This window comes from Bradyrhizobium barranii subsp. barranii, from assembly GCF_017565645.3.
GTDB classification, from domain to species: domain Bacteria; phylum Pseudomonadota; class Alphaproteobacteria; order Rhizobiales; family Xanthobacteraceae; genus Bradyrhizobium; species Bradyrhizobium barranii.
In genome coordinates this window covers 10,139,070-10,159,023 of record NZ_CP086136.1, presented here as the reverse complement: position 1 = coordinate 10,159,023, position 19,954 = coordinate 10,139,070, and the positions used below count along the sequence as shown (strand labels likewise).

The 19,954-nt window shown below is 58.3% G+C and carries 15 protein-coding genes; 6 read left to right on the top strand and 9 right to left on the bottom strand.

The features are described 5' to 3' along the window. Window positions 1-1,114: 1,114 nt before the first annotated feature. Window positions 1,115-1,852 carry a hypothetical protein gene (locus tag J4G43_RS49350; protein WP_208089189.1) on the top strand — a complete coding sequence of 246 codons (738 nt, stop codon included), beginning with the start codon at window positions 1,115-1,117 and terminating at the stop codon, window positions 1,850-1,852. A gap of 1,264 nt (window positions 1,853-3,116) precedes the next feature. On the opposite strand, the gene J4G43_RS49345 is transcribed toward J4G43_RS49350, so the two are convergent. From J4G43_RS49345 to J4G43_RS49325, 5 genes are all read right to left on the bottom strand, one after another. After that, window positions 3,117-3,749, bottom strand: a complete 633-nt coding sequence (locus J4G43_RS49345) for a LabA-like NYN domain-containing protein (protein ID WP_208089188.1) — start codon at window positions 3,747-3,749, stop codon at window positions 3,117-3,119. 622 nt (window positions 3,750-4,371) lie between these two features. Continuing rightward, window positions 4,372-5,259 (bottom strand): replication-relaxation family protein, encoded by an 888-nt coding sequence (locus tag J4G43_RS49340; RefSeq protein WP_208089187.1) that lies wholly within the window; start codon window positions 5,257-5,259, stop codon window positions 4,372-4,374. A gap of 557 nt (window positions 5,260-5,816) precedes the next feature. Next, entirely contained in the window at window positions 5,817-6,938 is a 1,122-nt protein-coding gene (locus tag J4G43_RS49335; RefSeq protein WP_208089186.1) for a potassium channel family protein, read from the bottom strand. Window positions 6,939-7,069: 131 nt separating this feature from the next. Next, a complete protein-coding gene (locus J4G43_RS49330; RefSeq protein ID WP_208089185.1) occupies window positions 7,070-9,094 on the bottom strand; it encodes a type IV secretory system conjugative DNA transfer family protein in 2,025 nt (674 codons plus the stop codon). 85 nt (window positions 9,095-9,179) lie between these two features. Further along, window positions 9,180-9,623, bottom strand: a complete 444-nt coding sequence (locus tag J4G43_RS49325) for a hypothetical protein (RefSeq protein ID WP_208089184.1) — start codon at window positions 9,621-9,623, stop codon at window positions 9,180-9,182. A gap of 489 nt (window positions 9,624-10,112) precedes the next feature. On the opposite strand from J4G43_RS49325, the gene tnpA reads away from it, so the two are divergent. The 5 genes from tnpA to J4G43_RS49300 all read left to right on the top strand — a co-directional run bounded on the left by tnpA (window position 10,113) and on the right by J4G43_RS49300 (window position 14,161). Then, a complete protein-coding gene (gene tnpA, locus J4G43_RS56295) occupies window positions 10,113-10,535 on the top strand; it encodes an IS66-like element accessory protein TnpA (RefSeq protein WP_018273743.1) in 423 nt (140 codons plus the stop codon). Continuing rightward, a complete protein-coding gene (gene tnpB, locus J4G43_RS49315; protein ID WP_018273742.1) occupies window positions 10,532-10,888 on the top strand; it encodes an IS66 family insertion sequence element accessory protein TnpB in 357 nt (118 codons plus the stop codon). Before tnpA ends, tnpB begins: the two co-directional genes overlap by 4 nt. A gap of 50 nt (window positions 10,889-10,938) precedes the next feature. Continuing rightward, window positions 10,939-12,489 (top strand): IS66 family transposase, encoded by a 1,551-nt coding sequence (tnpC, locus tag J4G43_RS49310; protein WP_035681142.1) that lies wholly within the window; start codon window positions 10,939-10,941, stop codon window positions 12,487-12,489. Next, the gene (locus J4G43_RS49305; RefSeq protein ID WP_063712394.1) at window positions 12,486-13,136 is read left to right on the top strand and encodes a UPF0149 family protein; all 651 of its coding nucleotides are present in this window, start codon (window positions 12,486-12,488) and stop codon (window positions 13,134-13,136) included. The genes tnpC and J4G43_RS49305 overlap by 4 nt, the downstream gene beginning before the upstream one ends. A 602-nt stretch (window positions 13,137-13,738) precedes the next feature. Next, the gene (locus tag J4G43_RS49300) at window positions 13,739-14,161 is read left to right on the top strand and encodes a hypothetical protein (protein ID WP_208089183.1); all 423 of its coding nucleotides are present in this window, start codon (window positions 13,739-13,741) and stop codon (window positions 14,159-14,161) included. A 448-nt stretch (window positions 14,162-14,609) separates the two neighbouring features. Here the strand turns inward: J4G43_RS49300 and J4G43_RS49295 are convergent, their stop codons facing one another. From J4G43_RS49295 to J4G43_RS49280, 4 genes are all read right to left on the bottom strand, one after another. Next, complete coding sequence (locus J4G43_RS49295) at window positions 14,610-16,652, bottom strand: YtxH domain-containing protein (RefSeq protein ID WP_208089182.1); 2,043 nt, start codon at window positions 16,650-16,652, stop codon at window positions 14,610-14,612. A gap of 471 nt (window positions 16,653-17,123) precedes the next feature. Continuing rightward, window positions 17,124-17,297 carry a hypothetical protein gene (locus tag J4G43_RS49290; RefSeq protein WP_225005608.1) on the bottom strand — a complete coding sequence of 58 codons (174 nt, stop codon included), beginning with the start codon at window positions 17,295-17,297 and terminating at the stop codon, window positions 17,124-17,126. A gap of 78 nt (window positions 17,298-17,375) precedes the next feature. After that, window positions 17,376-18,725, bottom strand: coding sequence for a S8 family peptidase (locus J4G43_RS49285; RefSeq protein WP_208089180.1), 1,350 nt, complete (start codon window positions 18,723-18,725; stop codon window positions 17,376-17,378). 70 nt (window positions 18,726-18,795) lie between these two features. Next, window positions 18,796-19,782: a DUF3616 domain-containing protein gene (locus J4G43_RS49280; RefSeq protein WP_208089179.1), complete on the bottom strand. Its 987-nt coding sequence runs from the start codon at window positions 19,780-19,782 to the stop codon at window positions 18,796-18,798. Window positions 19,783-19,954: the final 172 nt, after the last annotated feature.

Sequence of the window (19,954 nt, the reverse complement as noted above, 5' to 3'; positions counted from 1 at the left end):
AGCGTCAACTCACAATAGCCGGATGCCAATCGGTGACGGGACGAATGGATGGCACGCCTTCATCGCAAGCGTGACGCCTACGGCGTCGAGATCAATCCGTGACCAGTTGCAACTATCCACCGATTACCCCAACGCACGATAGAGTCGATGCGCCCGACGCCGGGGACTAAGTCGCCCCGTGCTGCCATTCGGATCCCGTCCGGCCCCTCAAGCACCGCCGTTCCGCCGCGAACGTCAAGAACTGTCCAACCCACAATGGTCGTTGGTTTCGTCTCAGGGACCGGCAGGAGTGGCTCCGACGACGGGAGAGAGTCGGTCACAGACATGTCCGCCTCGACAGGCGAAGAAGGTTCTGCCGATTGCGCTCCGCTCAACGTTCTGACCCGAGGCTTCGGAGCGAGGCTCGCACTGAATGTGGAGGGCTGACCTGAACCAAGTTGTGTTCGCGTGGCGGATGCTGAGCCTATCTTGCGGGCGCTTTCAACCTTCCCGCCTGACTTTGTGTCCGGCATGCGGCGCCCCGCCGTATCGATCTGAGCAACTCGGTTGAGAGCCGAGATAGTTGCAGGACCGTACCAAGCACCAGCCCATCCCAATCCAAACCCTCCAGCCAACGCGGCAAGGACGAGCCAAATGGTGAGCTTTGAATGGCTGTTTGGCGCCAATAGCGCTAGGATCTCATCTCGATTGGACGTCGAGAAATCCGATTGGTCGAGGATGATGGGCGTCGCGAGCTTGCCACTGCCGTGATCCGCGACCACCCCGATCCTTTCCAAGGTATTGGCATGGTGCGGTTGCATGCACGGATCCTTGTGGTGCCCAATGATCCCGCCGGGAGCTAAACCAACCCTTAACAGCCGATGCCCGGCGGGAATAAGATAGCAACGGATCGCGCAAGGCGCCGAAGGCGCAATGTCTGCCGGCCCCCCCGGGAGCTCGACCACTGGACCGGTGGAGCTATTCCTTGCAACCGTGAGCTGCCGGCCGGGCCTTGCATTCGGTCCCGGAACTCGCGTGCGAAGCACAATGAATCCATGGCGTCGCCAGATTTGAGCCGCATGGTCGCCTATCTCGGTGCGAAGGGTCATGGCGGGCGCAACACCGGGAGTTTTCGATGTCCGGCTATTTGCGATTTTGCTTTGCCAGTTTGCTTCTTGTTGAAACTCTTTCCACAGCTCCTGCGTCCGCCGGTCCTCTCGCGGATATCTTCAATGTTGCTGCCCCCCAACCCGTAGTGAGCTCTCCCCCGCAAGCGGCATGCCTGGGACGGCCTGGCGACTCGGCTCCCGACGGCCAGCATTGGGTCTATCGAATGGACGGGCACCACAAATGCTGGTTCCTGACCGAAGGTGTGGCGAAGCCGAAGAAAACCGTTCGTCGTCGCGTCGGCCAAGAACGCACCGCTAATGTGGACGATAAGGGAACTGCGAGGCTTGGGCAGAGTGGGGCCGCTGATGCGCGCGCGGAAATGCTGCGCTCGACACCGGCTGAGCAGCCTCAAGCGCCTTTCCCTGAAGTCAAGATAGCTGAGGCTGCCTCGGATCTCGGTATGAACGGGGCTCTTGTGTCAGCGGCTCCCATTGCAGAGCACAGCCGCCAGCCGACGCCCATGCACCCCGTGCTCAGCCAAGTCGACGTTGAGCAGCTTCTCGGAGCAGCGCCCACCGTCAACGACGCTATGACCTCGCCCGCCCCTCCAGCTGTGCCGATCGGAACGCGCCTCGCCGAGATTCGTGACGAGGGGCCTAGCCGGACCGCAACTTGGCTGGGCGTACTGCTGATGATGCTCGGGATGTTCTCCCTCTTAAGCTCGAGCCGCTCACTTCGGCACGCGGTGAGATTACGCCGCTGAAGCGCGCCACCTTGGCCAGATTACCTGACACATGGCCCGCGATCGATGGTCCTTTGGTATAGCCGAATTGCCACACCTACAAAGGTTCCGCGCGCCTGCACGGAAGTTCAGCACTGCTTCGGACGGCTATTCGACTACGATGTCAGTCTCCCTTTCGATGGGACTGCCATCATGCGGTACAAAGTGTTCGTGGTGGACAGCAGCCGACGCGTGATTTGCGCCGCAAAGCTCGACTGCATTGACGAGCGGGCTGCGAGATGTCGAGCCGAGCAAATGAATGGCGAGCACGACGTTGAGCTTTGGGAAGGCGACCGGCTCGTTGCTGTATATCGAGGTGCAACGTCGAAGGAAAATCGAAGCGATCGCTTATCCTGATTAGAGAGCCAGTCTCGCGCCGAGCTAGATCACGGCTCTTGCTCTGCTGCCCGGTTTGGCGCGCCGTCTTCTACCGAGCGTTCTTGCTTCGACATGTCGGAGCTTACTTCGAAGCTTCTCCACTTCTCTAAGCTCCGCCACAAGAGTTTGGTGTCGCTCGCTCAAAACAGCACAGCTGTAAATCTGACGCGTACTGGACATCACATGCCTCAGAAAAGGTCTTGAACTAAGACGTCGACGAAAAGAGTAAGATCGAAAAATCGCTCGGCGTAAGCTCAATGAGCTAAAGCCGCAGCCGCGAGATGCTCCCAATATTCTGCCTCTGCCAGCAGTTTCCAGCTCCTCTCAGGCTGTCGCGCCGCAGTCTGTCGGCACAGCAATGCCATTGCTCGAAAGCGGCGGGCAGCTTCCATTCCAACCTCCCGTGTTTTCCCCAAACATATTTTTCAATTTTGCGATGGAGTCATCATGATTACAGGCCATAACCAAATTTATCGTTGGCTGCGGCGAGTTAGGCCGCTTCGACGCAGCTTTCCGGAACCACTTTTCGGTTCGGGCTTCACATCAGTTTCGAATGCCTTCCTGCGCGTCCAAAGCGCACCTGCCGGCAATCGCGACGGCGTCTCGGAAGGCGCGCGAGGGTAGCAACAAGCTATGCGACGCTCGTGGGCAAGCATTGCAATGTCGGAATCCGGACCGACTGGACGCGACCGAGTCTTGTCTAGTTGGTCCGTTGCTCAGAACCGACTTGTATTAGCGATCAGCCCGGCGCAAATGCCTGGCTTATTCGTTGCGCTCTCCGCGGCTCAGCTCGAACGGACGAGCCGACGTGCGCCTGCCAACCGGTCATCATGGCTTCGGGATCACACGAGCAGCCTCTCTTCGAAGCTCAGTCCTCGAGCAGGCTGTCATTTCCGCTAACGGCTGGGGTGGTCTCATGCTCTGGGACCTGGTGCGAGCGATAACGGGACTCGCGCTCACGAGGTGCCGGCCGTTCAGACGGATTGCGGCCGAGCTTGGATTGCAGCTCGACGAGGTCGGTGAAGACGTCGGCCTGGCGGCGCAGCTCGTCGGCGATCATCGGCGGCTGGCTGGCGATGGTGGAGACCACCGTGACCCGCACGCCGCGGCGCTGGACGGCCTCGACCAGGGAGCGGAAGTCGCCATCACCCGAGAACAGCACCATCTGGTCGATATGCTCGGCGAGTTCCATGGCATTGACAGCGAGCTCGATATCCATGTTGCCCTTGACCTTGCGGCGGCCGCCGGCGTCGATGAACTCCTTGGTCGGCTTGGTGACGACCGTGTAGCCGTTGTAGTCGAGCCAATCGATCAGCGGCCGGATCGAGGAGAATTCTTGGTCCTCGATAACGGCGGTGTAGTAGAACGCCCGCAGCAGCGTCCCGCGACTCTGAAATTCGCCCAGCAGGCGCTTGTAGTCGATGTCGAAACCGAGCGTTTTCGCCGTGGCGTAAAGATTGGCCCCGTCAATGAAGAGCGCAATCTTGCTGGGAGATGACATGATAAGTGATCTCTGGAGGAGGAAGTGCCGTGCTGCGGGGGGCGCATATGTGAACCCGCCAATGAGGCGGCACTTCTAAACACTTTCAGCAAAGCCGGACCTCCCGATGCTATACCGAGGTCCTTTAACCTTCAAACAGTTTTGCAGCCGCCAAGATTAATTCGGACACCTCATTCGAGCGAAAATTCCCCCCGGGCGCATAAAAAGGGGTGTCGGCACCTGTGGATGAGGTCAGGCCTTTGAACTATTCTCTGGCCGTTCGCAATCTTTTCGCAGTGCAATGTCTGATCAATTCCCAATCTATGATGTCACCCTGAAGAGGCGAGGCCGAGGGTGGACTTGGTGCGTGTGCACCAGCGAAGAGACAGTTGTGATGTGGGGTCGGGAAGACAACCGCGCCGCCGCCAGATACAAAGCAGCCAAGGCGCTTTTTCTATTGCTACTTTCGGCTTCCTATCGGTCGACGTCATCGAAGGCGTCCAACGGGGGGCCGGCTCAGAGAGCAAAGCACTCGCCGGACCAGTCACAGCGAAGGATGGCCTCATAGCGCCGTGCGCCTGTTAAGGACCGGGGTAGCGTTGAGCCCCGATTGGGGCGGGGGCACACTGGGCTGATCTACTACCTAGCTCAAGCGGGTGGCGCGGCCACCTCCATCTTGCCAATTGTGAGCCAACGGATCGTTCCTCTGCAGCTCGTCGGCCAAGGCAAAGAAAAAGAGGGAAGGTCCGGGGCTCTGCGGCACATTCAGCCGTTGGAGCGTCTCGATCATGGACCGGGCACGTTGTTGATCAGTGGTCACAACAAGCACTCGGAATGTCTTCCAACCAAACTGTTGCGTATGTTGTCCTTGACCGTACGCGGTGAGATACGCCTGCATCTTTCGCTCGAAGCTAGTCTGTCGAAAATCTGAGCGGGAGATCGGCATCGTGCCTCGGTCGATCTCTACCATGAAGCAACGGCGCGAGCCATCGGGAAACATCAGACCGAACACAAGGTCGGGAACTACAGCGATGTCGTGCGCGTGTTCGCTCTGCGAGATCGTAGCTCGCAATGCGAACGGGTTTCGCTTTTTGCGGGTGCGCTCAGGCGAGCTCGCAATAATCTCTTCGGGATGAATGAGCCGTACGTCACTCCGACCACGCGTGGACCGTTCCAGCGTTATGTGAAACTCGACGATCTCCAGCTGGTGCTCAATAAATGGTCGGCCCGCTTCGCGATTTTTCCGGCTCCACTCGCAATTTGCAAACTCAGCGCCGCGCTCGCTGAGCAATTGGGCCCCGAGGTCGCCAAGCGCGTACACCATAGGTGCCGAACCTGATGTGGGGTAGTAGTCGAGCTGCGCGCGCGGCCTATCGACGTATCCTGCATGAAAGAGGCGACATAGTCGATCATTGGTGCGATCAAGCGAGCGGCCCACAAGGGCCGCTATGTGCGATGATCGCAAGAACCGATAACGCGCTAGTTGCCGCAGGATCAGCACGTCGCCTTCAGTGAGCCGGAAGGAGAGCATTTCTAACGAGCGGCGGAAGCGAGGCCGGCGTGTCGGGGCTAAAGTGGAGGCACCATTCATCGCTCTAATGTACCAGATCCGGCGTTGTGCAAGCGACCGGCCGGCGCGCACCCAAGAAAAAGTGAACTATCGCTACTGACGTCCATGCGTTCACGTGGCTGCACATAGCAAGACAAGCGCAGAAGCGCTCGTTGCTGAATAGAGCAGACGAGCGATGACGTGGGCGTTATCTACTCTCCTTCAGAAAGGAGGTGATACACATGGAGCTAGACGGAAAGATCGCGCGAGTTAAGGAGTTGATCGCCAAGCGCGAAGAACTGGACTCCGAGCTGAACGAGCTTCTTGGCGGCGCCGCGCGCGAGCGACGTGTTCCCAAATGCTCGATCTGCAATGAGCCCGGACATCGAGCCAACGGCTGCCCAACGAAGGCTACTCAGGCACTCACAGCTTAACTGTTAAGCCCGCTCCGGCGGGCTTCTTCCGTTCACCCGAATGCCTTTAGATGTGGTGGGGAATCGCTCGATCTCCCAAAGCCGAACTGGAACCAGGCCTCTGGCTCATACGCGGCTTTGCACGCGCTGGCTCACGATGGCCGAGATGACGAGCCCGAAAGCGAACAAGGCAAACACGATCCCGACCATGATCTCCCCGATTGTTGCCATCCGCGCTGTCGGCGATAGCGGCGCGATGTCGCCAAATCCCGTCGTCGTGAGCGTCGTCAGGCTGAAATAACTTGCGCTCCCAAAATCGAGTCGATGCTCGCCGCTTCTTGCGAACGCGAAGGCGTTTGCGCCGGGCCGATCAATAAGAAGGTAAAGGTAGGCGATGCCCTCGACGAAAAGCACGTAGCCCAGCACGACAAGCCGGATCGCCCTTTTGAGCAATATCGGTCGCGTGTCATGCCCGCCCAGCATCCGGTTAGTCGCCACCATGAGCGCGCCGAACGCAATAGAGATGAGCATCGCAGCGCTAATCCCAGCGTATATCTGGATAATCTCGCCGTCGGGCATATTTCCCGCCGTCAGAACTTCGTAAGTCACCGGCTCAGCGAACGCGATAATTGCCATACCGACGACCAACGTGCCCGTGACAAAGGGCATATCCGTGACGCCATTGGTAGATTTGATGTTTGCAAACTTCCGCTGCGCGAGATCAATCACCATGTTCACGAGGGCAGGAAGCCCGATGAAACCGATCGTCACGACATTCGAAAGTTCCGCCACGAGCGCCCAGCGCGATCCGCTCGTGCACGCGTAGATATCTCCGTAGCCAACCGTGGCAAAGGAGATGACGGCGAAATAGATGGATTCGAGAAGACCGAACTGTTTCGGATCGATCGGATCAGCGCCGGAGCAGAACGGAAAGCTTGCATCCTCTGCCGTCCGCGCGAGAAAGACGTACAAGTAGGACCACATGGCGATCAGGAGAGAGAAATAGACAACGAGAGCTAGAGCCGGCACCGCGAAATTGCTGGGTGGATGTTGCTTTATACTTTCGAACCACAGCAAGTAAATCCGGATGGCCAAGAAGAGCAGCAGACCCGAGCCGATAGCTGCCACAAGTGAAACTATAGCGCTTGCAGGTGAGGACGCCACGAGCCAATAGAAGAACCCGCTGGAAAGCAGCCACCCTACATTCATTCCGGCTGACTTCAGCAGTGTTCGCGTTGCGTAATCCATCTCGTTTCCCCCTCTAGCTTGGGAGCGTCGAGCTTGCCCGATGGGTTGTCCGGAACCGAGATCAACCTTCGCCCACACGTGCTATGTTCGCCGTCAGCGCCTTCTGATCGCACGAGGTTCGGCCTCGGCACTTAGGACCTCCAATCATCGCCCCCAAAGTCCGGCTCGGCCGGACGGGCAGGCTCTGAGGCTGTCTCCCGGTTCATTCGCTCCTCACGGACTTCCTTCTGAACAGTTCCCGGCGCTTCTGGTCTGATCGAATAGCGCTCTCGAATACGCTTGCGCACGGCAGTGTATTCAGCCGCTGCCATGCGCGGGAGCTTCGTAAAGTCCGTAGCCGGGATGCCGATCGACAGTGCGGTATTTGTCATGCCGCGGACGTATGCCGCGAAATGGTATGCCGGCTGATTGAGGATGAAATCTGGGGTTGTTCGCATGTCGCGCGCAAGCGCATGAGCCGCAGCGTCGCTGATCTTCGAGGCAAACTTTATCGCAGTCGCACCATAGAGCGCATCGAGTACGTGCGGCTGCATCTGCTGCAATCGCTGATGAGCAAGGACCAAGCCCACGTTGAGCTTACGTGCTTGATCGAGGATAACCGGGATCTTCGGATCGCGCTTTATGAAGTCTTGGCATTCATCGATGTACACGAAGCAAGGTAGGCGCTGCCCCTTTGGGAGAAGCTGACGCTTGTGTGCGGCGAGCAGGATCATTGAAATGAAGAAACGACCCACGATCTCCACGCCGTCTTCTTGAAGCAGGCTTTGCGGAACGTTGATGAGAATAACTTTCCCAGCACTCATTTCAGTGAAGAAGTCGAACTTCGATCTTGGTGCCGAGAACATTCTCGAGAGCGTCCGGATACGCTTGACGGCAAAGAGCCGGTCGATAACTTGTTCCTTTGTCCGGTCGAACTCCTTGCTGTTGAACTTCAGCTCGAAAAAGCGCCGCCCATCCGGATCAAGCTTGGTGAGGTGCTCCTTGAATTTGGCAAGGCCACCCGGCTGCATGAGGTCAATGAGCGTGTCCAGGGTGGCCGACGGAATAGTCAGCAGAAGCTCGATCGTGAAATGAAACAATGTGTTCTGTCGGCTCGTCATTTCGGCTGAAAGCAACGCGCTGAAGATGTAATCATAGAGCGCGAGCACGGCGTTTCGGAACCCTTCGTGCTCAGCCGGCGAGTAGGAATGCATCTCTCCGATGCCGACGTCGAAGAGATTGAGCGCGACTGGCCACTCGACGTCCTCGGCATCGATGACGACCAATTTGCCACCAAGGCGTTCCCCAGGCGCAAATACCTTCAAACCCTCGATCGCTTTGATGAGATCGCGGTTGCTTTCCATCACGACAATGGACGCCTGATCCGCGGCAACGAGTTCAAGGTCGCGCAAGATCAAGTACTGAAGAAGGGTCGACTTGCCAGCACCTGGCGGCGCAACGATCCACTGATGCTCGAAGCGGGACTTTTGCGGGAGCTTAAAGGGTACGGGGCAGAGGAAGAGATCAAGGAAGGGTGTGCCTTTGAGGTAGGTCTCGACCAACTCTATAGGCGGAAGCTCGGAGTCGGCAGCGTAGATCATCGGCCTTCGAGGCTTTTCATCTTCGGGAGAGTTCCCGGAGGCCTCGCACAAACTGGCGTACAATCGCTCGTACAGCGCGATAAAGAGACCGGCTTCCACGTGCTCCTTTTTGCAGATAGTTCCGATTACTCTATCCACCACTTCCTGAGAATTAGGCAACAGACAGACGAGTGGAACGGTCAGTGGCGCAGCATCCATGCTCTCGGACAAGGCGGGCAAGCTCGAAATAAAGCCCCAGCTGACATTACGGAGGGCCGTGATGAGCAGATCGCTTACGCGATCGTCATTGGCGAGAAAGTGTTGTTTAGCTCGCAGATAGCGGCGAAGATCAACATGCTCTTTGAGGGAAAGCACCCCCGCATTCAGGTCAACTTCGGGGAAGGAAAAGATCGTGGCCTCAAGGGCAAGCACTTCTTGCTGGCACCGGTCGAGCGCCTTCAAAATCGTGGATGATTGCGGCAAATCAACAAGCTCGCCCACGCGCTCGGCAACCAACGTATTGATGTGCTCAATCGCCTTAGGATTGGCCCACAGCGAACCAACATGGGTAGCGCGCACTTCATTGTAGAGGACCATCGTTTCAGATAGGTCACGCGCCCGTTCGTCCGTAAAACGCCGAAGAAACGGCGTAAACGGAGACGGAGGTATGTACTTTGGAAGCTTAGAACTCAACGACCTCCTCCCGTCCGTCAAAGGTCTGGGCCGTTTCAAGATATGCTTTGAGATTTTTGCAGGCGCTTAGAATGGCTGCTTCGGCACCAAGCAGCTCGTCGAGATCCTTGCATTCGATGTGCTGGCCGCTCATCAAGGTCTCGATGGTAACCCGAAGCGAAAGCGCCATCATGGCTGCACTGGCAATGCCGCGAGTGCTTTTCCAAAGTGAGCGCCCGGTAGTGCTGCTTGCGCCTTCATCGAAATGACCATAGGCGGCGTCGCCGTGTTTCTTACGTGCCTCGCTGTCGTATACGACGAGCTTTCCAAGACCGTACTTGCTCACCAGTCCTTTTTCATCGGGAGTGAGATCGGTGCGCGCATCGAGCGCAAAGATGACTTTGCCGCCGAGCATGCCGCCCGCACGTTGCGAGCGCTTAAGCTTTAGTTGCATGGAGTAATTCTCCTGTGCAAAAAAAGTCAGTATGCACGCTTGAGACGCAGAAAGATAGTCTCTCCCGTCGCGCGATCTTGCTCCTCCAACTTGAGCGCTGACCATCTGCTCCGGAGAGCCCGAGCAAGTGCCCCTACATTTTTGAGGACTCGCTGAGCTTGTCCTCCTAATGAAGAGATTGATGAGGCTCGGACGAAGTCTGAGATGGAATCAATCTCGCATCAGAGGAGGAACGCATGCCCGCGCTTTCGCGCGTCGTGGTGCGGCAGCACCACGGAAGTCGCACGGCAAGTCGCGGTTTGTCGACCATACATGCTGCCCCAGGCTAGCACATGCCAACTGTCGACCCCGCCTTACCCTAAAGGCGGGGCGTATGGCGGGGCATAAGGCTGGATCGACAGATAGCGGTACGACGACCCCACCTCGTTTAGGTGGACGGGATGAGCGAGACTCGCGCGTGGATTTGACAACGCGAGGGACGCTCGTTCCATGCATCAAGACAGACATCAAGACGGGCATGATGCCGCCTCCTATCAGCGGATCGAGGTGATCACAGGGGAGAGGCGACGGCGCAGTTGGAGCGATGCGGAGAAGGCGCGGATCGTGGCCGAGAGTGCCGATCCGGAGACGAGCATTTCCGAGGTGGCTCGACGCAACGGGGTGAACCGGGGACTGCTCAGTGTGTGGCGGCGCCAGGCGCGGCTCGCGTCGAGCGAAGCGCCGCAGTTCGTGCAAGTCAGGCTCGAGGCCGCCGTCGAGGCGCAGCCGAACGCGATCGATAAGGCGCATGTTCTGACGGATCCGGCCGAGCGGATCGAGGTGATGATCGCGGGCGCGACGGTGCGCGTGCCCGTCGGCGTCGACGCCGCGACGCTGGAGCGCGTGCTGGCGGCGGTGAGATCGACGCGATGATCTCTTTCGGTCCAATGGTCCGTGTGTTCGTCGCGACGCAGCCGATTGACTTTCGTAAAGGCGTTCATGGCCTTGTCGCGCTGGTAGCGGAGGGATTAGGCGGCAAGCCCTACAGCGGTGACGTTTATGTCTTCCGATCGAAGCGATCGGATCGTTTGAAGCTACTGGTTTTTGACGGCTCGGGAATGGTTCTAGCGACGAAGTGGCTGGAGAATGGGGGCTTTGCCTGGCCACCTGTTCGCGAGGGTACGATGCCGGTGACGGGGGCGCAACTGGCGATGCTGATTGAAGGTCTTGCGGAGTGGTCGCGTGTGGTCCCGAAGGTGACGAAGCGGCCGACGAAGGTTGCCTGAAGCGTCTTGTTTTGCTGGCGATTGCGAGTGCGTTCGTGTAGCTCTGCGATATGGCGCTTCGCCCCGAAGATCTCCCCTCTGACCCTGCGGCTCTTGCCGAGATGGTGCTGGCTTTCGAAGGCGAGAACGATGATCTGCGCGCAGAGATCGCCACGTTGAAGAGCCTGATCTTCGGCGCACGATCGGAGCGCGCGGCGATCGTCTGCGCCGAACAGATCGCGTTTGATCTGGAACGGACCGCCGGCTCACAGCTCCCGGCCAATGACGACAAACCGGACGCGCCGCGGCCGGAGCGGCGCAAAGCGAAGCGCAACATCGGCGCGCTGCCGGCGCATCTGCCTCGGGTCGAGCGGGTGATCGAGCCGGCGTCCACGCTGTGCCCGTGCTGCACGGGTCAGATGCATCGGATCGGCGAGGAGAGCAGCGAAGCGCTCGATCGGGTTCCCGCGTGGCTGCGTGTGCTCCGCACGATCCGTCCAAAATACGCCTGCCGCTCCTGTGAGGGCCCGATTGTCCAGGCCCCGGCACCGGCGCGGCTCGTCGAGGGCGGCATGGCAACGACGGCGCTGATCGCGCATATCGCCGCGGCCAAATATGCCTGGCAATCGACGCTCTATCGCCAGACGCAGATCCTGGCGGGTCAGGGTGTCGTCGTCGACCGTCAGACGCTGGCGCGCTGGATGGGGAGCGCGGCGTGGCTGGTCAGGGGCCTCTACGATCTGCAACTGAAGACTATGCACGGCTTCGAGCGGCTGTTCTGCGACGAGACGCCGATGCCAGTGCTCGATCCGGGACGCGGCCGCACGAGGATCTGCCAGTTCTGGGCGCACGCGACGGACGATCGGGCGTGGAAGGGGCCGGCGCCGCCGGCGGTCGCCTACGTGTTCGCAGGTGGTCGCGGCAAAAAGGAGATCGTGGCGCAGTTAGCCGGCTTCGAAGGCGTGCTGCAAGTCGACGGCTATGCCGCCTACGCCTCGCTGGCGGGCGATGCGATGATGTCGGGCCAGATCCAGCTGGCGTATTGTCTCGTTCACGCGCGCCGCAACTTCGTGAGGGTGCACAAGACGACGAACTCACCCTTCGCCGCGGAGGTCATCGAGCGCATTGCGGCCGTCTACGCGATCGAGGAGAGGATCCGCGGTCTCGATGCTGGGGAACGCCGCGCGACGCGACAGGCCGAGACGAAGCCGCTGATGGAGGCGTTGAGGGCCCGTCTGATCGCGGTGAAGGACGGGATCTCCCGCCGCTCGACGCTCATCAAGGCGATCGACTACATGCTCGAACGCTGGCAGGGCCTGACGACGTTCCTGGATGACGGGCGGCTCGAGCCGGACACCAACACGGTCGAACGATCGATCAGGCCAATTGCGATCGGAAAAAAGAACTCGTTGTTCAGTGGTGACGAAGGCGGGGGCGAGACCTGGGCGATACTCGCTTCGCTTCTTAACACAGCGAAATTGAATGGCCTCGACCCCGAGGCGTATCTCGTCGACGTTCTCGATCGCATGGTGAGCGGCGCCACGAAGACCAACCAGCTTCACGAACTTCTGGCCTGGAACTGGAAGGCCGCACGCGAAGCCGAAAAGCGGGCCGTGGCATGACGAAGCCGAAGCAAGGGCGGGGAACGCGAAAAGCACGCAAGACGACGATGGCGGACTATGCCATGTCGTTCGAACGGCTCGGGCAATGGATCAGCAAGCGCGCCAGGTCGCCGACGCTTCGGCATCCGCGGGCGACGTCGCTCTCCATGCTCGATGGCGCGGTGGCCGCGGTCGTCGCCGGGCCGGTCTCGATGGCGTCCGAGGAATGGGTGTGCCCGCTCCTCGGCGTAGATCCCGACGCCTTCAATCACGACACCGAGGAGTTCTCGGCAATCGCCGCCACGCTGATGCGCCACAACGCTATCAGCGAGACGCTGTCGACGAGACCGGAGAGCTTCGAGCCGCTGTTCGTGCGATCACCGGACGGCGAAGTCGACCCGCAGCCCTGGTGCATGGGCTTCTACGCCGTCATGAAGCTTCGGCTTCTCGTCTGGTCGCGGCTTCTCCCCCCGAATGGAACCGAACACCTTATGCTGCGGCCGATCTTGGTCCATTGCATCGACGACGCCGGTCGACCCTTGCTACCCCCGGCCCGGCGCACGCTGGGAACGCAGCCCATCATCCAAAACGCCTGGCGCAACATTCCAGCAACCGTCGAGGCCCTCCGGCAGTTCTGGATGCCTATACGCTTCAAGCGCGGTGCGTAGGCCGTCCGCACCAAGTCCGTGGCTCCGTGGGCCTCTCGTACCGTTTACGATCGACAGGAAAGCCTCTAAGGAGAAAGGGCTGGCTTTGGAGGGCCAGCCCCGCTCCTTACTTTCTCGGAGCGTCGGCAGGCTTGGTTTTGGCGCGAGCCTCAAGCCACTCGACAATCTCGTGCAACCACCACACAGGAGGACTGTTTCTGTGAGCACGTAGTTTGAAAAACATCGGTGCCTCACCAGACGCGCAGAGCCTGAACCAGTGCGTGCGGCTGTAGGGAATTCCGAGTGCCTTAAGTCCACGCCAGTTGACCACTTCCTTTCCAGTCATCGCTTAGCTCCGTTGGGTTGGAGCCGTTGCGACGGCTGTTAGTCAGCCGACGAGTGATGCTATCTTAAATTGACGACCTCTGTGAAATTCTTCGGTGAGCTTTGAATTTTGCAATGCAGCACGCTCCTCCGATGATTATGCTATTTTTCGTAGATCGTGCCGAGATCGTTTCTCCCAGCGATTCTAAGTTTCTAAAGTGCAGAACATCATTGGCTTGGTGAGTTGAAGGGCTAGCGTTCCTTTTGCTCCAAGTCCCTGAGGACCGCGCGCCGTCGCCATGCTCGAGCACCATGATCTCCTGCTCGCCTCCCACTCGGACGCAGACAAGAAGCCGCGCATTCCCGTCGCAGCCGACCCTAGCAATCCCATATCATGGTATGCTCGCAGCCGAGCCCAGATCGCAGGCCTACTCATAACCGGGTTGGGCGTGCCTCTGCTGTTCATGGGTCAGGAGTTCCTCAAAGACAAATACTGGGATGATTCGACGGGTGCCGGCAAACTCCAGATCTGGTGGGATGGACCGAGCACCGACCGAGCAGTGTCGGATTATCTGCGGTTTACGCGCGAGCCGATCGCATTGCGCCGCGAGCTGGATACTGTGTGGCGCGGACTGATTGACGTCTACTGGGATTCCACCCGCGTCCTTGCCATCGTTGGATCGAGGACTCCGGCAAGGACATTGTCGTTGTCGCATCCCTGAGCATGCAACCGCATCACGTATGGTTTGCCCGCGCACGCAGATGTAGTCATACCCGCGAATGGATATTGGTAGTCAGCTTCGCGCCCTAAGCATGGATCGCGGGAGATGGAGTCTCTCCATTCTCGGGGCAAGATGCCGAATTGCCGGTGCGCAACTTTTGCAGACCAACTAGCACGTAGGTACTGCGGCCCAGATCACAGCAAAGGTGTGAGCAATAACGGAAATGGCGATCTTACAACCGCAATTGTTGCAACAACGATGATCGTCGCAACAATGTTGCGAACCGCAGTATCAATTTTGGGTCTTTGACCCAGCGGGTTTTCTGCTACGGATCGGTGCGGGCCAATACTTCGAAAATCGGTGCCCATGCAATGAGTAGCGTGAAAAGTACGAACGTCAGCGTGCGCAGCATGATCCGAACTCACTGAAAGTCGCTATGCTAGTAACTTTAGTCCTTAGCGCTTTCCTTGTCGAGTATCTTGCGGAATTCGGCCAATCGGGCTCGGTGCGGTTCAAACTCCTCGGGTTGGCGCAACAAGTCCAGGATCCGGGCCTCGACGATACTGATTTGACGAGAGTTTTCACGCTCTCGCTCGGCGTCGAGCTGTCTTGCCTGCTCCAGGTCAGCCCGGATTTTTTGCGTCAAGGCAAGCTTTTCGTCCCCCTCCTTAAGGATGCGAAGTGAGTACCGCAGTTGAGCTGCATTGAGGTAATATACACTGATCAATTGGCGATTGAATCTCGGAACTCCCTCAAAGCATCCCGACGCACCCAGTATCGCTTCGGCTTCCTCAAGGTAGGTCGCCGGTGAAAGGTCTGTGCTTTTCAGGGCGTCCTCGCCGGGTGCTAGACCAAAATCCTCGGGCCGAAGCAGTTCGTAAAGGTAATTTCGTTCGTCGGCGTAGGTCATGGCGAGATATCGGCCTATTTGAGCGTGCAATCCGCGCTCGCTGAGCCGTTCGCATAAGGAGCGCCATGACCGCCCGTCGCGAACGTTCAGTAGCGCGGCAATGCGTTCGGTCGTTTCCTGCTGAAACTTTACCAATGACCGGTGGGTCGGAGACACGCTTCCGAAACGATAGGGAAGTTGGCTTGACGTCAGCATAGCGCGAATCGCGTACCAACCTTGCTCCGGGTCGCTTCGAATAAAGTCGGGCTTGTACTGCGTGTGCTGCCGGAAGATCCAATCCCGGAGGATCAGAACTCCGGTTTCGACCGAATCGATCGCTGCCATGTAGTGGGCTATCTGGTACGCGGGATAGGGGGTCTTACCTACGCCGTTCAGCAAGATGACTTTTTTCGTCAGCTTGTCGACACTACCGCAGACATCTGAGCTAGTATGAACATTGCGCTTCTTTAACGCCTGCACCACTTGGAGCGCGAGCGCATCGAATTTCTTCAAATTCAGCGTTGAGCCTTCCCGTTGATTAATGGGCATCTGCTGCGGGGCGGGGAATGTCACGCCTCTCTCGCTCCACTGTGCGGCTACATCAACCAGCAGCGATCGCAAGAAGACGTTGGATTCGACGAGAAACAGCCGGAAATCGCGAACATTTTCTGCGTACAGTGAAATGCACTCTGAGAAATCCGCTAGCTCTGCCAGGAATGCGTCGTCGGGCCCCTGATCAATTTTCGGACTTGCAGCGTTGACGTATTCTTGAAGGTTAGCGAAAGTCAAACTCAGCGTGGGTTGTCCGCGCCTAGCGCTACGTTCGTGTTCAAAATACGCGATATACACCTTGTCGCGATCGATCACCGAAAGGTCGCTGAATCCTTCCAGATTGGTCGTGACGTCCTTCAATGTCCGGCGTGTCGTTCCCGGCTTCTGATCAGGATGACCGGTCGCGACCAGATGGGCGCGGGACGTCGCGCTGGCCAGGCGGCTTGATGTCTGACCGAGAGACGTTGGGGCCTGCTGTCCAACCTGCAGGATCTGTGATCCACGTTCGTTCCGAGGTTGTACGAAGCTTAGTGCGACGCCAAAGCCTTCGATCTTATTTGTGCGGGTCAACCACGTCGCCATATAAGGATGCAACATCGCGACAAGTAGTGCGGCACCCAGCACGAAACTAACAAACCGATACCTAGGAAGCTGACCGCTTTCGCTTGCAACCCCGCCATCAGTTTTGCTGACGTCGAAGCTCCGTGAAAAATGCAACCAGATCCACGGAGCTGCCGCCATACCTACCAGCGAGCCGACGATGTACCGAATATAGGTCTGATCGCTCCATGTCGGCGAACTGAAAATTGCCCAAACCAGTCCCAGCAACCATAAAGAGACGAGAATAAGCAGGATTTCTACCTGAAGCAGGTTGAGTATTGCTGAGAGCACCGCAGGAAATCGCCAGGTCGGCCGGTTGAGATAGATTGTCCAGCGCGCCTCGGTAATCCACCGAACGGCTTCCGCGCGAAGCTCCGGGCCGGACGTTGACGTGGCAACAGCCCCGATCGCGGCGCCGATCAAGAATCCTAGAAAAGCCGGTATGCTCATTGGACAGCTCCCGAGCGGTTACCATATGATTGCTTGACTTCATCCTCGCACCAAGATGGTTTCCCGGGCGCCAGGCACCCGCGTGAGCGAGGCGAGAAAGCAAAGCCGCTCGGGCCGCGCTCGCCTCGATGTTGACGAGATAGCCGCATTCGCCGACGGAGCCCTCCGAACCCGAACCATAGGTGCTGGTGCGCAAGCCCGGCTTCGCTGCAGTTGGTCACGGCGCGCAGGCCCTCGCCGCCGGGCGCCAACGTCGTAGGCACGGTCGAGCGGATTAGCCAATACGCGACCAAAGCGTTCGTCTCTTCGAACTCGGGTTGCTCAACTGCGAGGATAGTTTCCTATCGCGGTGATCGACGGAGGTTGCGTAAGTCCCGGCGTGTGACACGGCTCGCGCACGCGCGCGGTCCGGATGGAGGTGACCTTCAAGACTGATGGGCGGCACTTCAAATTTGCGACGGGTTTTGCTTCTTAGGGCTTCTGCGTCTTATAGGCGCGGTCTTGATGAACCGACGCAACGCCCTTCACTTTGCGGAGTTCATCAAGGGCATCAGCGTTGACGCTACCGTTGACGATCATGAACCGTTTATGGCTTTCGACATCGTCGAGCCCGCTAACCTTGAGGGCGTCGATGATCTCGTCCATTCGATTTTGCTCCGACTTCTCTATTCGGATCGTGACGTTAACTTTTTCCACCATACATAGATCACCTGGATTTGCGGTTCACGAAGGTGGCGCTTGGACAAATCCTTTGCCAACGTCACGCGCCGGAAACCGCAGCCGCTTTGAAATCTGAAGCAGGCGCGCCCATAACGCCCAGCCGCGAAAGGCATTATTGGATTGAGCAAGTAGAGCTGCAACCCCGGTCACGTGGGGTGTCGCCATACTGGTTCCATCCCAGCGGTCATAGTTATTTCCAGGTATACTCGAAAGTATGGCAACACCAGGTGCGGCAATGTCCACCTCCTGGTCTGGGTTCATTCCACCGCAGGAGAAGGAGGCGATGCGGAGGGCACTATCCACGGCCGCCACCGCCATAATCGTGGATGCATTCGCCGGCGAACCCACTGGGGCGATCCGCTGCGGACGTAGGCTTTCGTTGCCGGAGGCGGCGATTACCAGCGTCCCTGCATCCAGACAGACCTGTCCGATCTGCTCGTAGTCGTCGCTCGGCTGGTCTCCAAGTCGGGTCGCGGCGCCGAGCGACATCGAAATAACTTGGCAGCCCTGATCCAGTGCCCAATCCATGCCGGCGATTATCGAGCGATCGGTGCCGAAGCCGTCATCACCTAGTACTTTTCCCGCGTAAATTTCTGCCTCGTAGGCAATGCCGTAGCGCGGGCCGGAGGTTGGACGCATCGGACCGCAAGCGGTACCGATGCAGTGTGTGCCATGGCCGTGCACATCATTCTCGCTACTGCGGCTCGCAAACAGCTTCTTGGTGACGGCACGACCGACGAAATCCTGATGAGTGTGATCGAAGCCAGTGTCAAGCACCGCGACCCTGATGCCGGCACCCGTCAGACTGCTGCCCATGACCCTTGTCGCCTGCAGTCCCCAAGTGGCCGCTGTCTCGTCAACCCGTGCCACAGCCGCCCGCTCGCCTTCTGCCACTTCGTTGCCCAGCAGGCGGTCAACTAATTCACTAATGCCATCGCGGTAGCCCCGCAGGTAGTCTTGATCCAGTGTCGCGACTCCAGCGAATGACGCTTGCGGGGCCTCAGCTCGTTGCATTCCGGCCCCACCAAGAGCGCGGTACGTCCGCTCGGGCCGGACGGCGCTTACGATTTTCTGCTGCATAGCCCTTTCCACCATGGGTCTCAGCCGTTCGCCGTCCCGCCTGACGATGGCGATACCGAAGCGCTCAAAGTACTGTACATCAGCGCCATCGAAATTATTTGGCACTGCATCGGCTGAACGGAAATCCTTCGATGAGGCCACGCGAAAGCCACTTCCTTCGAGTTGTTTGACACCTGTGCGGGTTGCCTGCGGCGTAAACCGCACCACGGTGCCGAGGCGTGGCGTGCCTTCAGCCTGCTCGCTAGAAATTCGGCGTGTCGATCGCTTAGCCATAAATCCCTCCTAATGTGAATGGACTTCCTCCTATCGGCCAGAATCGAAGGCTAAAGAGTAGTGGCTCTACCTAGGGAATGATCAGAGACATTGCTCTAAAGCTTTGCGCTTTCCGGTCGACTTTCTTGCAATCCTTACCGTTGATTTTGCGACCACCATCATCGCTAATTGCGTGGAGGTGCATCTTGTCACCTGGTGCGAAGTAGATTGCCTCAACACTCAGCGTGCTAAGGTCCATTCCCTTGACAATCTCAGGGTCTTTCTCTGGTTGTCCGGACCAAGTGTAGAGTGCAAAGGACCCAACGTCGCCGTAGGGCCCAGCGACGATAAAATAGAGGTTACGCTCTTGGTTGAATTCGATACTTCGAATGCCTCGACCGTCGAGCACAATTTCGATCGGCAATCCGATCTGGGCCTTTTTACCCAGGATCACCTCTTTGGGATTCTCGACCGGCACAACTAGCGCCTTACCCTTCTCGGTGATGGGGTTGCGGAATCCCAGCAGAAGGCGACCATCGGGCGTTGCGGCTAGGCCTTCGATATTGAACCCGCCCGGATCCTCAGGCGCAATGGTTGCCGCAACCTTCAAGTTGTATTTTGCGAGCTGCGGCGCGGCGATCAGATCGGCCCGTAGATCCCTATAGGCGGTGCCTACAAATGTGAGTGTGACCTTGCCGTCTTGGACCGCTACCGTGGTCGCAAATAGTCGATGCCTGCTAGGGCGGTTCTTGCCGTTCTTGTTCTGACCGTGCGACGTAACCCAATATACTCGCTCATCTATGCGCGTCGCGCCCTCGATGTCGGCTTCTGGTTCGTCGGGGTCGGGTCTGAGAAACTGGTCAAGCGAAAATGCCTGTACGACTGTCGGCTCGCCGCGGCGGTAGACACGCAAAACGTTGTCTTCATCGTTTGCAACAATAAACATGTCCGCTGATACTGCAGCTGCAGCCGATGCGTCGCACATATCGGAATATTCGACAATCGCTGCGTGCTGCTGACCTGCAGCTGTGCTACAGGTCATCGCGAGGACAAACCCGATAACGCGGAGGCGCTTCATAGCCGTTCCTCTCTGGCCTGCAGAAAAGGTGCGCTATTTCATTAGCCGGAAGCTTTGAGATGCAATTGTAATTACGGGCGAAGCGTTGGGGCTTCCGCAATGTGCAATCTTAATTACATTAGACAAGATAGTACACGTTGGGACCATGTGCAACCGCCTCTTGATTGGTCGT